The organism is Neolewinella litorea (assembly GCF_004803465.1).
In the GTDB taxonomy this organism is placed as follows: domain Bacteria; phylum Bacteroidota; class Bacteroidia; order Chitinophagales; family Saprospiraceae; genus Neolewinella; species Neolewinella litorea.
The window spans coordinates 963,266-976,942 of record NZ_SRSF01000001.1; the positions used below are offsets into that span (position 1 = coordinate 963,266).

General features: G+C 59.8%; 13 protein-coding genes. 6 read left to right on the top strand and 7 right to left on the bottom strand.

Features of this window, described 5'->3' with window-relative positions; all coding sequences use genetic code 11:
- Positions 1–291 precede the first annotated feature (291 nt).
- Positions 292–1,755 (top strand): glycoside hydrolase family 130 protein, encoded by a 1,464-nt coding sequence (locus E4021_RS03985; RefSeq protein ID WP_136456601.1) that lies wholly within the window; start codon positions 292–294, stop codon positions 1,753–1,755.
- Here the strand turns inward: E4021_RS03985 and E4021_RS03990 are convergent, their stop codons facing one another.
- Both E4021_RS03990 and E4021_RS03995 read right to left on the bottom strand, forming a co-directional pair.
- On the bottom strand, positions 1,756–2,757 hold the full coding sequence (locus E4021_RS03990) for a glycosyltransferase family 4 protein (RefSeq protein WP_211096956.1): 1,002 nt from the start codon (positions 2,755–2,757) through the stop codon (positions 1,756–1,758).
- An 8-nt stretch (positions 2,758–2,765) separates the two neighbouring features.
- On the bottom strand, positions 2,766–5,114 hold the full coding sequence (locus E4021_RS03995; RefSeq protein ID WP_136456603.1) for a glycosyltransferase family 4 protein: 2,349 nt from the start codon (positions 5,112–5,114) through the stop codon (positions 2,766–2,768).
- Positions 5,115–5,405: 291 nt separating this feature from the next.
- Between E4021_RS03995 and E4021_RS04000 the strand changes: the two genes are divergently transcribed.
- Positions 5,406–6,317: a ParB/RepB/Spo0J family partition protein gene (locus E4021_RS04000; RefSeq protein ID WP_168797459.1), complete on the top strand. Its 912-nt coding sequence runs from the start codon at positions 5,406–5,408 to the stop codon at positions 6,315–6,317.
- 53 nt (positions 6,318–6,370) lie between these two features.
- On the top strand, positions 6,371–7,036 hold the full coding sequence (locus E4021_RS04005; protein ID WP_136456605.1) for a DUF5683 domain-containing protein: 666 nt from the start codon (positions 6,371–6,373) through the stop codon (positions 7,034–7,036).
- On the opposite strand, the gene hemC is transcribed toward E4021_RS04005, so the two are convergent.
- The 3 genes from hemC to E4021_RS04020 form a co-directional block, all read right to left on the bottom strand.
- The gene (hemC, locus tag E4021_RS04010; RefSeq protein ID WP_136456606.1) at positions 7,014–7,916 is read right to left on the bottom strand and encodes a hydroxymethylbilane synthase; all 903 of its coding nucleotides are present in this window, start codon (positions 7,914–7,916) and stop codon (positions 7,014–7,016) included. The genes E4021_RS04005 and hemC overlap by 23 nt on opposite strands.
- A gap of 121 nt (positions 7,917–8,037) precedes the next feature.
- Positions 8,038–9,471 (bottom strand): asparagine--tRNA ligase, encoded by a 1,434-nt coding sequence (asnS, locus tag E4021_RS04015; protein WP_211096957.1) that lies wholly within the window; start codon positions 9,469–9,471, stop codon positions 8,038–8,040.
- 42 nt (positions 9,472–9,513) lie between these two features.
- A complete protein-coding gene (locus E4021_RS04020) occupies positions 9,514–10,194 on the bottom strand; it encodes an endonuclease III domain-containing protein (RefSeq protein WP_136456607.1) in 681 nt (226 codons plus the stop codon).
- Positions 10,195–10,256: 62 nt separating this feature from the next.
- Here E4021_RS04020 and E4021_RS04025 point away from each other — a divergent pair, with 62 nt between their 5' ends.
- The 3 genes from E4021_RS04025 to E4021_RS04035 are packed head-to-tail and all read left to right on the top strand — an operon-like array spanning position 10,257 to position 11,680.
- Positions 10,257–11,012 carry a sulfite exporter TauE/SafE family protein gene (locus E4021_RS04025; RefSeq protein ID WP_136456608.1) on the top strand — a complete coding sequence of 252 codons (756 nt, stop codon included), beginning with the start codon at positions 10,257–10,259 and terminating at the stop codon, positions 11,010–11,012.
- A 1-nt stretch (position 11,013) separates the two neighbouring features.
- On the top strand, positions 11,014–11,253 hold the full coding sequence (locus tag E4021_RS04030) for a MoaD/ThiS family protein (protein WP_136456609.1): 240 nt from the start codon (positions 11,014–11,016) through the stop codon (positions 11,251–11,253).
- Positions 11,246–11,680, top strand: coding sequence for a molybdenum cofactor biosynthesis protein MoaE (locus tag E4021_RS04035; protein ID WP_246050217.1), 435 nt, complete (start codon positions 11,246–11,248; stop codon positions 11,678–11,680). The genes E4021_RS04030 and E4021_RS04035 overlap by 8 nt, the downstream gene beginning before the upstream one ends.
- Before the next feature lie 489 nt (positions 11,681–12,169).
- On the opposite strand, the gene E4021_RS04040 is transcribed toward E4021_RS04035, so the two are convergent.
- The gene (locus E4021_RS04040) at positions 12,170–13,204 is read right to left on the bottom strand and encodes a HesA/MoeB/ThiF family protein (protein ID WP_168797460.1); all 1,035 of its coding nucleotides are present in this window, start codon (positions 13,202–13,204) and stop codon (positions 12,170–12,172) included.
- A complete protein-coding gene (moaC, locus tag E4021_RS04045) occupies positions 13,197–13,670 on the bottom strand; it encodes a cyclic pyranopterin monophosphate synthase MoaC (RefSeq protein WP_136456612.1) in 474 nt (157 codons plus the stop codon). The genes E4021_RS04040 and moaC overlap by 8 nt, the downstream gene beginning before the upstream one ends.
- Positions 13,671–13,677: the final 7 nt, after the last annotated feature.

Genomic DNA, 13,677 nt, shown 5'->3' on the forward strand with positions numbered 1-13,677 from the left:
CCTCCATCGGGCGACAAGCTTTTTGGTGCGTATCCTGAATTAAAAATTGTAATTACAGAATAAACCGTATAAAATTGCATTAAACCGCCCTAACACCCATTGTCTCAACACTAATGGAGGTTCAACCGCGTTAGTGCCCATAAGGTGGTTTTTAATACACTCGTAGAAGGCCACCCCTTCCGCCTTCCCAGTTTAACCCCGGTGTCAGAACTCATGATCAAGCCAAACCACGAAACCTTTACGGAGAGTAATCTTTCCGCTGTAGCTTCACGCCCAACCTACCCCCCCAGTATGCAATTACCCGTTGAGCGCAAGCCCCTGCGCATGTATGGCGATTCGAGTCGCGTAATCGGTCGCTTCTTTTGGGCCGGTAAAAGTCGCGCCTACCAATTGATTGACCGGGTGATCGACCTCGATGACCAGGAAACGCACGACAGTCTGATGCGGACCCTGCGCGACTTCGCACGGCGCCACCGCAACACCATTGGCATCTACCGCCGCCACCTCAGTGCCGCACTCGAACGGGTTCCCGAACAACGGGAGAAGGTCCTGGCCCTGAGTGAGGAAAAGCAGACCCTGATCGGCGCCTACTTCACCCACGAATACAGTATCGAATCCGCCGCCTTCTTCAACCCCTCGGTTGTCCCGGCGCTGGACCAAACCGGCCTGCAACAGGGCCAAATGCGCATCGTCATGAGCATGCGGGCCGTCGGGGAAGGCCACACCTCCAGTATTGTTTTCCGCAACATCATTCTGGATTCGGAGAACAACCCCCTGGCGGAGCCTACCAACCAGTTCGTCGGACTGGCCGAACGCATCTACTACTCCAAGTACACCAAGGAAGCCTTCTACAAAAGGTGCCATTCCCGCGAGGAGATCGATGAGGAATTGTACAACGAACTGGTAGGGGACCTGCCCGACAACTTCAATCACCGCGAACTCTACGAGCGCTACTGGAGCCTGTGGATGCAGTTCGAGGAAGACAGTCCCCAGCGCGATCACCTGAACCAGTTGATGACCGTTGCTGATCGGTACTACGAACTGCATTTCAGCCTGGATACCGACATCAGCGAGCGGGTGCTTTACCCCATGATCGATTTCGAGATGAAAGGCATGGAAGACGCACGCTTCCTGCAGTTCGTCCACGAAGACGGCCGCAAGACCTACTACGGGACCTATACCGCCTACAACGGCAAGCAGATCCGCCCGATGATCATCGAGACGGAAGACTTCTACAGCTTCATCATTCGCCCCGTGTACGGCGACGCCGCGGTCAACAAGAACCACGCCATCTTCCCCCGGAAGATCAACGGTAAATACTATGTTCTTTGCCGCATCGACGGGATTAACAACTACATCATCTCCAGCGACCGACTCCAAGTATGGGACGATGCTGTCAAACTGACCGAGCCGAAATTTCCCTGGCAACTTTACCAGGTAGGCAACTGCGGTGCTCCGCTGGAAACCGAGAGAGGTTGGCTGGTCATCACCCACGGAGTAGGACCCATGCGGCGCTACTGTTTGGGCGCCATGCTACTCGACCTCGACGATCCTACGAAGGTGATCGGACAACTGGAGGAGCCGCTGATCAGTCCCATGGACGATGAACGCGAAGGCTACGTACCGAACGTAGTGTATAGCTGCGGCAGCATCATTCACAACGGTGAGGTATTCATTCCCTACGGCATCAGCGACGAAGCCGCTCGTTTCGCCACCGTCAACCTGGAAGCACTATTGGATACCCTGACCAACTGATCAGGCGCGCGCCAGCATCGTTTGGTATACATCGATGTAGTTATCTACCATCCGTTCTACGCTGAAGCGCTCCCGGGCGGTGTCCGCTACGAAAAACCGGTCAAGATCGGTCACGCAACCCACCAGGTCGGCCGCTTCCTCAATTGAATCGGTCAGGTAACCGGTTCGACCCTGATCGATTAATTCCGGCATTGCGCCCCGATTGAAAGCAACTACGGGCGTACCCGTCATCATGCTCTCCGCCACGCTGAGTCCGAAAGGTTCGTCGAAGGAGATCGGGTGCAGTAAGGCATGGGCACCACCAAGAATCCGGTCGCGGTCCTCCGGTCCGACGTTGCCCAGGTAACGTACCCGCTCGTCGTCGATGTGGGGGGCCACCCGCTCTTCAAAGTAGCGCTGGTCCTGGATCAATCCGGCAATCCACAGGGGCATTTTGGCACGGCGGGCGATGGCAATGGCTTCGGAAGCCCCCTTGTCCGGGTGAATTCGACCGAAGTAAAGCAGATAATGGCCCGGCTGATCGCGGAAGGTGAATTGAGTTGTATCCACGCCGTTATACACGGTAGCGATGTAATCCAGCCGCCGGTCGCGGTTGGAATCACTGATCGATACGTAGTCGGTCGTATCATTGTATTCCTGGTACACGGGTACGATATGCTCACTGCTGAAGCCGTGGACCGTCGTCACCATGGGAGGAGAAATCAGGGGGCTGTATCCGAGTGGCATAAAATCAAATTGGTTGTGTACTATGTCAAAATCCCGGGCCGCCCGCATCACCTGCCCGATGTGAAGATGCTCCAGCACCTTTGGGTCCTGCCCCCCTCGTTCGGCGTAACCGGCAGCTACCGTGGCTACCAGCTTTCCGGCGGTGCGGCTCGTTCCCGTGGCAAACAGGGTAACATCGATACCGCGCTTAACCAGTCCTTCCGTAAGGTGGCTCGTTACCTGTTCCCAGGGGCCGTAAGCGGCCGGGGGGGTGGCCCAGGCAATGGGAGCCAGCATCGCTACCCTCACGTATCGGCGGACTTGTCAGTGCGGTGAACTTCCCGTCCCGCCATTTCCGGCATGGCAAAACCGTTCAGTAATACCTTCAAGGCACGCTCGGGATCTTCCGGGTCGCCTGGGTGCGCCCAGAGCGACCGCTCGCTGAAAAAGTTCTCCATTTCCACCCGGCTGATCAGGTAGGCCAGCAGGCTTTCCGCGCCCTGGTTGTGGTTGACGCCGCGCTGCATCAGGCCGTCGAAACAGCCCCCCGTTTCCGGGTTGTACATCGTGGCTTTCATCTCATTGTGTCCGGTGAACCACCCGAAGGCCAGGTTCAGGTACCCCCCATAAGGCTGCAAGCCTTCGTGACGGCAAGCTTCACTGAATAACAGCACCTTGCACATCACGTCAATGGGTTGCTGGTCGAAGTGAGGCCGCTCCTGCTGGTGAACGTACGGCATGTCGCAACCTACGGGGCAAAGCATTCCATTCAGAACGGTCTGCCCAGCCAGGAAGCGGGTCGTGCGCTTCGCAACGGTGAGGATCTCTTCCTTGCTGATGTGCCGAAGGGTCCGGAAGAGGGCCAGGGGGATGATTCCGTTGCAATAGGTCAGGTACCCCTCGAACCACTCCCAACCTTCCCGGCGGCTGTCGCGGTAATGGTCGAGCAGGCGATTGCAGCTGCGGTCCAACAGGTTCAGCATTGCCTCATCCGTCGGCTTGTAGTCGAGGAAGTAGGTCAGCGCAAGGATGCCATAGGCCAGGGTGCGCGGACTTTTCACTCTGTCGAGGTGGTTGATCCCCCGCACGAAGATCTCTTCCAGAAGCAGGCGCTGGTCGGAGCGCGGTGGATGTGCCAGACAGTAGCCGACGCCCCAGAGGGCCCGGCCGTAGCTGTCTTCGGATCCCCGGTCTTCCAGCCAGCGGCGGTCGTAACCCATGAAGTTTCGGAAGGTTCCGTCCGGAGCCTGGGCGTGGTAGATATAACTCAGATAGGTATCGGAGAGCCGCTGCAATTGTTTGCGGTTGCCAAGACCGCGCTGCAGCAGCATGCCGGTCAGGAGCAAGGCCCGGCCGTTATCGTCAAGGCAATAGCCCTCCGCCCGGTTGGGCGTAGCATATTTGGCGTGCTGCAGAATGCCGCAATCGTCGGTAAGTCGCAGCAGGTGGTCCAGATTCAGAGCGGGAAGTTCCGCCTCGGCGGCCAACCGCCGGCCATAGGTTTTGTACGCCACCTTTGCCTTTCCAAAGACGCGGAGGTACTGTCGCCCAATCCGGGGCCAGAGCAGCGAATGCCCGTAGGCGGCCGCCCGCTGACGTAAGTCCTCCAGGGCTTCATTGTCGCGGAACAGTTCCAGGATCACCTTGCCGAGTGCCTGGTGGTCGTGAAACGGAAAGAGCCGCCCCCTACCCTCCTGCAGCAATTCCTGTGCGTGCCAGAAGGGCGTACTTACGATCGCCGCCCCAGCTCCTACCGCGTAGGCCAGGGTACCGCTCGTGATCTGCGCCTCATTGGGATAGGGTACGACATAGATGTCTGCCGCGCGCAGGCAGTCAAACAATTCCTGCTCGGAAGCAAATTTGCTGATCATCCGGACATTGTCGCCGACGCCCAGTTCATTTGCCAGATCGAGCAGGTATTCCCGGTATTCCTCGCCGTTGTCGCGCACCACGTGGGGATGGGTTTTGCCCAACACCACATAAAGGGTATTGGGAAATTCCTTCACAATTGCGGGAAGAGCCCGAATGGAGGTCTCGATCCCCTTTCCCCGGCCCAGCAGACCGAACGTGAACAGGACGCGGTGATCTTCCCAGCCCAGGCGCTCGCGTAGCGTTATGCGGTCTTCGGACTCAATGACGGGTACGCCGTGCTCGATCACGTTTATCTTTTCCTCGTCCACCGTAAAGACGTCCCGCAACAGGTTTCGTGCCATTTGCGTCATTACGACGACCTCCTGCGCGCGTTCAGCAATGCGGCTGAGCACATTGCGTTGCCCGAAGCTGGGTTCCCGCAGAACGGTGTGAAAAGTGACGATCAGCGGGATGCGCAGGTCGTCCAGGAGGTGTAGCACGTAGGCTCCATCGTCGCCGCCGAAGATGCCGTACTCGTGTTGCAGTACCAGCAAATCGAAGCGTTCCCGGTTCAGGTAGGCGGCCGTATCGCGGTAGTCCTGGACGACCTGCGGGCGGATCTTGCGCTTCACTTCCTCCGGGTAAGCGTGATCATCCTGGGGCTCCTCCATCGCAATGACTTCGGCATACTCCTGAATCTCAGTCGCCCGGAGGTTGCTGAGAACCGCGCGGGCCAGACTGTTGGTGAAGGTGCCGATGCCACAGGCTTTAGGTGGGTAGTTACCCAGGAATGCAATCTTCATCAGTTGTTCAAAGTGTTAGGGTTGTAGGAGAATACTCCCTTGAATTTAACTGAAATTTTGCACCTCAAGTTCGAGTCGCGACAAGGGCTCACCCCGCCTGTTCGGTCAAAGTAGGCGTAAAGCCTGATGTTTATTAGCTTCTCATTTGTCAGAATCGGGTTGAATTTTTTTCTCAGCTTACCATTTTTTCTTCGTAAGCAGGGGGCGCCGCGCGCGGGTGCATGGCGGGGGCGGGCGGGCGGGGGGCAGTGGTTTTTGCTATCTTTGTGCCCCAAACCTTCTCCCTACCCTATGGCCAAGAAATTAAAGCGGGGCAAACCCAGCAGCAGCGACCTGAAAAACGGACTGAGCGCGCTGTTTCCCGGCCAACGGCTCGACAAGGCCAGCGAAGAGGAAACCATCAAGACCCTCAGCCGCAACTTCGCCATGCTCCCGATCGATAAGATCGCCGCCAACCCCGACCAGCCCCGGCAGGAGTTCGAAAAGGAAGCCCTGAAGGAACTGGCCGACAGCATCCGCGTCCATGGCATCATCCAGCCGATGACGGTGCGTCACATGGGCGACGGCACCTACCAGATCATCAGCGGTGAGCGCCGCTACCGCGCCAGCCAATTGGCCGGACTGCGTGAAGTTCCCGCCTTTATCCGCACGGCCAACGACCAGACGCTGCTGGAGATGGCCCTCATCGAGAACATTCAACGCGAGGACCTTAACCCCATGGAGGTGGCCTACTCTTACCTGCGGCTGCAGGAGGAGTTCGACCTCACGCAGGAACAACTGGCCCGCCGCGTAGGCAAGAAACGCTCGACCATCACGAATTACCTGACCATCCTGAGTACTTCCAACCGGGTGCGCCAGGCGATCAAGGACCGCAAGATCAGCATCGGCGCCGCCAAGACGTTTTCGGGCATCAAGGACATCGGCCAGCAGGAGACCTTCCTCGACGACATCCTCTCCCACCCCAACTGGTCGGTTCGCGATATCGAGCGCGAAAGCCGCGTATACAAGCACAAGAACAAAGTAGCCAAAGGCGCCCCGCCCTCCAACGACGACGCCCAGCGCGTGGAGCAGGCCTTCGCCGAATTCTTCGGCACCAAAAAGGTCAAGGTCAAGGTCGACAATCGCGAGGGACGCTCCGGCAGTATTGTGCTCCGCTTCGAAAGCAAGGAACAACTCGACCAGTTCTACAAAGCCGTAGAGTGAGTATTCACCCGCCGGTGGCAACCCGCCCCCGCTCCCGGGCCTCCTTAGTACCTATGCCGTACCCATTGCTGCGTCGTGCTTACCTCATTGCCCTGCTTCTGTTGGCGGGCCTGGCACCCGCGTCCGCGCAATATGACCTCATACGCGATACCGTGCCGGAGCCCGCGCCGGTGCTGACGCTCAAACAGATCAACCGCCAGCCCAAGCAGGCCTTGTTATGGGCGATCATCCCGGGGGGCGGACAGGTATTCAACAACGCCTGGTGGAAGGTGCCGCTGGTGTACGGTGGACTGCTCGGTATCGTGGCAGTGGCCGACTACAACCAAACGCTCTACACGCGCTACGTGACGGCCCTGGAACAGCGCTGCCTGGGCGACGGGAAGGTGATCGTGATCCCGAACGCCGAATGCATCCCCACGGAAAATGAGCCTTCTTTGGCCGGAGTGGGTACCGCAGCGTTGGTGCAGGCCCGCAACGGGGTAAACCGCAACCGGCAGACGGCCTACATCTTTGTCATTGCCGGCTACGTGCTGCAGGCGGTGGAGGCATTTACCGACGCCCACTTGCAGGATTTTGACATCAGTGACGACCTCAGCCTGCAGATCGGACCGGTCGTATCGCCTCAGACCGGCGCGGGGGCGGGCGTGGTGGTACCCCTGGGCAGCGGACGGCAGCGCCGGCTCGAGGAGGCTACCGTCAGATCGTTGTCGGCGCGCTGAGCAGTTGCTCGACCACCGCCTCGGGTAGCCCGGCGCGGGTCGACTGACTGAGTTGCACCCTCCGCAAGTGTGCCCCAGCACCCGGTGCGTAAGCCGCCCAAACGTGAAAATTCCCCATCTGATCCTTTTCGCAGTACACGCCCAGGGGCATGGAGCATCCTCCCTGCATCAGGTTGAGCACGGTGCGCTCCACGTTGGTGCATTCTCCCACTACGGGGTGGTGGAGTAGCGACAGCTTTTTGCGCATGTCGATATCCTCCTCACGGGTCTGCACAGCCATCACGCCCTGCCCTGGGGCGGGGACGAATTCGCGGGGGGAGGGCCGGATAACTTCCAAATCGCTCAGGTCCAGTTCCAGCCGTTCGAGGCCAGCGGCGGCCAGGACCACGGCGTCGAGCTCGCCGGTCAGGGCTTTCTTCATGCGGGTGGGCACGTTGCCGCGGATGTCGACCGGCTGCAAGCCCGGGTGCAAGTCTTTTAGGATCGCCTTGCGGCGGTTGCTGCTGGTACCAATGGTGGCGCCGTCGCCGAGCCAGAATGGTTGTCCCTTCACTACCCGGTCGCGGTGGATCAGCACCACGTCCTCCACCGAAGCCCGGTAACTGAGGGCGGCGAGCACCAATCCGTCGGGCTGGTTGGTCGGCAGGTCCTTCAGGCTGTGGACGGCGCAGTCGATCTGACCGGCCAGCAGCGCGTCTTCAATCTCTTTGGTGAAGAAGCCCTTGCCCTCCAGCTTATCGAAGCCGAGGTGCTGAACCCGATCACCCTGGGTCTTGATGACTTCCAGTTCGCTATCCAATCCGTGCTTGCGCAGTTCTGCCTGGACGAAGTGGGCCTGCCAAAGGGCCAGGCGGGAGCCGCGGGTACCGATACGTATCATAAGGGGTCTATTGGTGAATGCCTGAATTAGTGAATGTTTGAATTAGTGAATTGGTGAATTTGCTCCCAGGGCCAGTTCTCGGCACATATTCACTAATTCAGCCATTCAATAATTCAATAATTCAAAACTGTGCCAGGCGCGGGGCCCGCGGGAAAGGAATTACGTCGCGGATATTGCCCATTCCGGTGATGAACTGGACGATGCGTTCGAAGCCCAATCCGAAGCCGGCGTGGGGGCAACCGCCGAAGGTGCGGAGCTGGAGGTACCAGTCGAGCTCGTCGGCGTGGACGCCCATTTCATTCATGCGTTGGCGGAGCTTGTCTTCCCGCTCTTCCCGCTGGCTTCCGCCGATCACCTCGCCGATATAGGGGAAAAGAACGTCCATGGCGGCAACCGTTTGGCCGTCGTCGTTCTGCCGCATGTAGAATGCCTTGATGTCCTTCGGGTAATCCCGCACGATGACGGGCCGCTGGAAGTGCTTTTCCACCAGGTATCGTTCGTGCTCGGCTTGTAGGTCGGTACCCCAAGCCAGGGGGAACTCAAACTTGCCTTTTTTATACGCTTTGGAGCGCATCAGGATGTCGAGGGCTTCGGTGTAGGTGACGCGGGCAAAGTCGTTTTCGACCACAAACTTCAAAGTATCGATCAGGCCCATGGGACGGCGGTCGGTGGCCTTCATGTTTTTCTCCGCTTCTTGGATGCGGGCGTCGAGGTATTCCAGGTCGCCGGCGTAGTGCTCCAGGCAGTAGTTGATGAGGTACTTGACGAAGTCCTCCGCCAGTTCCATGTCGTTTTCCAGGTCAGCGAAAGCGATCTCGGGCTCGATCATCCAGAATTCCGCGAGGTGGCGGCTGGTGTTGCTGTTCTCGGCGCGGAAGGTGGGGCCGAAGGTGTACACCTTTCCCAGGGCCAGGGCACCGATCTCGGCCTGCAGCTGACCACTGACGGTAAGGTTAGTGGCCTTGCCGAAGAAGTCCTGACGATAGTCGATCTGTCCATCCTCGGTTTTGGGTGGGTTCAGTGGATCGAGGGTGGATACGCGGAACATCTCCCCGGCACCCTCAGCGTCGTTGCCGGTGATAATGGGTGTATGCAGGTAGTAGTATCCCCGGTCGTGGAAGTACTTGTTTACCGCGTAGGCCAGCCCGTGGCGCACCCGGAAGACCGAGCTGAAGGTGTTGGTCCGCATCCGGAACTGGGCATTGTCGCGGAGAAACTCCATCGACTGCTTCTTGGGTTGCAGCGGGTACCGGCTCAGCTCGTTCTCGCCGAAAATCTTTACGCTGTCCGCAATGAGCTCGACCGATTGGCCGCTGCCCTGGCTTTCCGTCATGGTACCCGTGGCACTCACGCAAGCGTGAAACCCGATGCCGCGCAGGGTGGCCTCGTCGATGCGGTCGCCGTCGACCACCACCTGCAGGGTTTCCGGGCCGCTGCCGTCGTTAAGGACCATAAACCGGTTGCCGCGCCAGGCGCGTACCCATCCCATGACGGTAACTTCGCTGCCGATGGGCGGGTCCTGCAGCAGGGTCTTGATTTCTTGGCGTTCGATCATGCGGTGCTGAATTTAGCGCGCAAAGGTACTACATCCACCCGGCTACCCCTTCCGCGGAAAGTCACAAAGGTGGCGCACCACGCAGCGGCCGCAGTCGGGATCGCGCCAGTGGCACACCCGCTGCCCGTGCCGCATGTACCCCTGGTGGCTGTCGTATACCCGCTGTCCGTCCCACTCCGCCGGCAGGTACTCCTGCAAGATCTTCGAGGCCTTGTCAATACTTGCCTTGGCCGGCACGATCCCCACTCGCTGCGCTACCCGCTGGTGGTGGGTATCCACCACGAGGGCTGGCCGTCGCAAGCGGCTGAAGTTCAGCACGGCGGCGCTGGTCTTGGCCCCCACCCCGGGGATCGCCTCCAGCCAGTCGCGAGCCTCCCGCACGGGCCATCCCGCTAGAAAATCGAGGTTCAGCGCACCCTCGTTGCCTTCCTGCACCCGCCGCAGGGCCTCCTGTATGCGGGGCGCCTTCACTTCCGGGTAGGTCACGGCGCTAATGGCGGCTTCGACGGCCCCGGTGGGGGCGGCTACTACCTGCTCCCAGGTGGGGAAAGTGTCCGTTAGTTGCAGAAACGCCGCCCGGGTCACGGCGTTCTTCGTACGGTGCGACAGCAGGGCGCTAACGAGTTCGCTCAGCGGATCCCGAAAACTGAAGGGCACGAAGGGGGCTCCGTATTCGGCGCAGAGGAGTTCGTCGATCCGCAGGGCGCGTTCTTGAATAGTCATGCTTGGAAAGGTGATCGGGGCGGGGGAAAGTTTGCTGCGCCCAGTGGGTTAATTTTGCTGACGTGGAGTACCTCTGGCTTTTCCTTTCCTTTTTTCTCGTGGCGGCGCTCTACGCTTCGGCGGGTTTCGGCGGGGGCAGTAGCTACCTGGCACTATTAGCGCTATCGGGCCTACCTACCGGTGCCATTCGGCCCATAGCCCTGGTATGCAACCTGGTGGTCACGGGGGGCAGTTCGGTCGCTTACGCCCGGGCGGGGGTGACGCCTTGGCGGCGGGCACTTCCCCTGGTGGTGGCCAGTATGCCGGCGGCTTTTCTGGGCGGACGGGTGCAGTTGCCCCGGCAGCAGTATTTGCTGATGCTCGGCGGACTGTTGCTGCTTGCGGCCGTACTCATGCTCTGGCAGCGATCGGAAGCGGCGGATGCGGAAGCCATAGGACGGCGGCGGGGCGCGGGTGCCGTAGCCGTGGGCATCGGTACGATCGTCGGTTTCGTGTCCGGAGTGGCCGGAATTGGCGGGGGCATCTTTCTCTCCCCCATCCTGTTCCTGAGTCGCTGGGACGGGGCGCGCGCTATTGCAGCCACCACCAGTCTGTTCATCGTACTGAATTCCGTGGCGGGGCTGGCCGGACAATTCAGCGTTGGCGTTGCCCTGGACGTATCCCTTACCCTCCTGCTGACGGTCGCCGTGGCCGGCGGCGGTTACCTGGGCACTCACTTAACGTTGCACCGCTTCCCACCTGCCGTAATCCGGAAAGTAGCCGCCCTGCTCATCCTTTTGGTTGGCCTGCGGTTAGTTTGGTCTAACTGGGTATTTTAGCATGATGAAGATCCAATGTTTCGGGGTGGCCCGCGACATCGCCGGTGGGCCCTATCTCACTCTCGACCAACTTGAAGGGCGCAGCGTCGCCGAGTTGCGGCAAGCCCTGCTGCGGACCTACCCCGCCTTTGGGGAACTGGTCAGTTTCGCGATCGCCCGCAATGAGGAGTACGCCAGCGATGAGGAGCGCATTGAAGCCGGCGACCAGCTCGTCATCATCCCCCCCGTGGCCGGTGGCTGACCCCAACGATCATATCGACGTTCAACTGAGCGCCACCGCCCTCAGTCTGCAGGTGTGCCGCGATTTCGTCGTCCACCCCTCCTGCGGCGGACTCTGCTTTTTCGAAGGCACCATCCGCGACCTCAACCTGGGTGCTACCGTCACCCACCTGGAATTTGAGGCTTACGCTCCCATGGCCGTCAAGGAAATGACCAAAATCGCAGTCGCCGCCCGCAACGACTTCGGCCTCCACGCCGTAGCCCTCCACCATCGCACCGGCGACCTTGCCATCGGGGAAACCGCCGTCATCATCGCCGTGAGTAGCGTCCACCGCAAGCCCGCCTTCGAAGGCTGCGAGTTCATTATCGACGAGCTCAAGAAAACCGTCCCCATCTGGAAAAGGGAATACCGTGCGGATGGTAGTCATTGGTTAAATGCGCATCCCTAGGGGGGGTCTCATTTACAATTTTTGATTTACGATTTATGCCCGCGGAGCCCGTTCCTCGGTGCCCTCGGAACTGACCCCGCTCGTCGTGGATCGTCCCTTCCAGGGCCTGGGGATTTAACATGTTGCCATTTACTACTATGTAAGGTGGGGCTGCCTGCCGTAAGGTCGAGGTTTTCCAAGCCGAGCGGCAGGGTATTTATCCGAGGGGTTTTGCGATAGTGCCAACGGAATTTGCCTCCTTAATTTCTTGCCCGCGGAGCCCGTTCCTCGGTGCCTTTGGAACTGACCCCGCTCGTCGTAATCCGTCCCTTCCAGGGCCGGGAGGGGACTTACCAAGGAAAATCTGCGATTCACTAGCGTACTGACGCACGAATCTGTTCACCCCAGGCAAGGTGGAGTACGAGCATTGAAAATGCCTGGTATAGACCGATGCCTATCTCCGGGGCAATGCTTCAAAATCGTAAATACAAATATTGTAAATCGTAAATCTCAAATCCCCTGTACCCCACCCCGCAAACTCACCACCTCTACCCCCGGCCGTTCCTTTTTGATTTGGGCGGCGAGGACCAGACTGAGTTTTCCGGAGTTGCAGTAGAGGAGGTATTTGCCACCTTCTTCCATTATTTCCAGGCATTGACCTAGCGGATTGCGCTGGTCCAGGCGCTGGACGCCCGCGGGAAGTGCCGGCTCACGGGTTTCGGAGAGCATGCTGAAGATGCCATCGTAACCCGGGGGGGTCAGGGTTTCGCTCACTACCTCAAGGGCGGCGCGGTCGGTTTCTCCATTGGTGGTAGCCCACGGAATGGGGATCTCACCTTGGTAAGTTTTCTGCAGTTTGATGCGGTGCTGGGTGTTATCGAGGGCATGGTAGGTCAGAAGCCGGTCTATGGGCGGGTCGCCGATGCCCAAGAGGTAGCAAAGGGCAGCGTTGGCCTGCAGCAGAGCCACAATACCTACCGCGGTGGGCAATACGCCGGCAGTGGCGCAGTCGGGCAGACTGGGATCGGGAGCCGGGTAAACGTCCCGCAGATGAATGCCTCCAGGTTTATTCTCGAAGAGAGCCAGGTAGCCGCTGTAGCCTTGGGCGGCGGCGTACAACAGAGGGACACCGAGGTATACGCAGGCGTCGTTCAGCAGGTGCTTGGTGCGGGCGTCGTCGGTACAGTCGAGCACCAGATTAGCTCCCGTCAGGAGGGGACGCGCATTCGCGGCGGTGAGGTGTTTGGCTACGGCCGAGACTTTCACCGACGGGTTCAACCGCTGCAGGTGTGCTTTGAGTTGAGTGACCTTGTCGTCATCCTCCCCCTCCGCGTAGAATACCTGTCGGTGCAGGTTCGTGGTTTCCGGGCGGTCGCCGTCTACCAGTCGCAGGGCCCCTACCCCGCTGCCGGCCAGGTAGGCCGCGGCCGGACTGCCCAGTCCGCCACAGCCCACGATCACCACCCGGGCGGCGGCCAGGCGGGCCTGCCCTTCCTTCCCGATTTCGGGCAATACGGTCTGCCGGGCGTAACGGTCTTCAGCCACGGTCGTAATCGCTTTTCCCGCCCCGCTTGCTTTCGAGGCGCAGGTCCTGAATCTCGATGTCGTGCGACATCGCCTTGCACATGTCGTAGATCGTGAGGGCCGCCACGCTGGCACCGTGCAGGGCTTCCATCTCCACGCCGGTCTTGCCTTCCGTCTTCACGGTGCAGCTTACCCGCAACGTATCCTCCCCAGTTTCCTCGATAGCCACCTTACAGCCGTTGATCGGCAGGGGATGACAAAGCGGAATCACCGCCGAGGTTTGTTTTACGGCCATGGTGGCGGCAATGACGGCGGTCTGAATCACCGACCCTTTTTTGGTGGTGAAGTCCCCGCGGCGCAGTTCGTCCAGAATCGTTTTGCCGAGGACTACCCGGCATCCCGCCGTGGCGGTACGCTGGGTGACGGCCTTATCGCCGACGTCGACCATGGCGGGCCGCCCGGCATCGTCCAGATGGGAAAGAGGCATACGTATT

Excerpts from the sequence above, each read along its gene's own strand:
- E4021_RS03985 (WP_136456601.1), top strand. The coding sequence starts at position 292 with ATGCAATTACCCGTTGAGCGCAAGCCCCTGCGCATGTATGGCGATTCG.
- E4021_RS03990 (WP_211096956.1), bottom strand. The coding sequence starts at position 2,757 with ATGCTGGCTCCCATTGCCTGGGCCACCCCCCCGGCCGCTTACGGCCCC.
- E4021_RS03995 (WP_136456603.1), bottom strand. The coding sequence starts at position 5,114 with ATGAAGATTGCATTCCTGGGTAACTACCCACCTAAAGCCTGTGGCATC.
- E4021_RS04000 (WP_168797459.1), top strand. The coding sequence starts at position 5,406 with ATGGCCAAGAAATTAAAGCGGGGCAAACCCAGCAGCAGCGACCTGAAA.
- E4021_RS04005 (WP_136456605.1), top strand. The coding sequence starts at position 6,371 with ATGCCGTACCCATTGCTGCGTCGTGCTTACCTCATTGCCCTGCTTCTG.
- hemC (WP_136456606.1), bottom strand. The coding sequence starts at position 7,916 with ATGATACGTATCGGTACCCGCGGCTCCCGCCTGGCCCTTTGGCAGGCC.
- asnS (WP_211096957.1), bottom strand. The coding sequence starts at position 9,471 with ATGATCGAACGCCAAGAAATCAAGACCCTGCTGCAGGACCCGCCCATC.
- E4021_RS04020 (WP_136456607.1), bottom strand. The coding sequence starts at position 10,194 with ATGACTATTCAAGAACGCGCCCTGCGGATCGACGAACTCCTCTGCGCC.
- E4021_RS04030 (WP_136456609.1), top strand. The coding sequence starts at position 11,014 with ATGATGAAGATCCAATGTTTCGGGGTGGCCCGCGACATCGCCGGTGGG.
- moaC (WP_136456612.1), bottom strand. The coding sequence starts at position 13,670 with ATGCCTCTTTCCCATCTGGACGATGCCGGGCGGCCCGCCATGGTCGAC.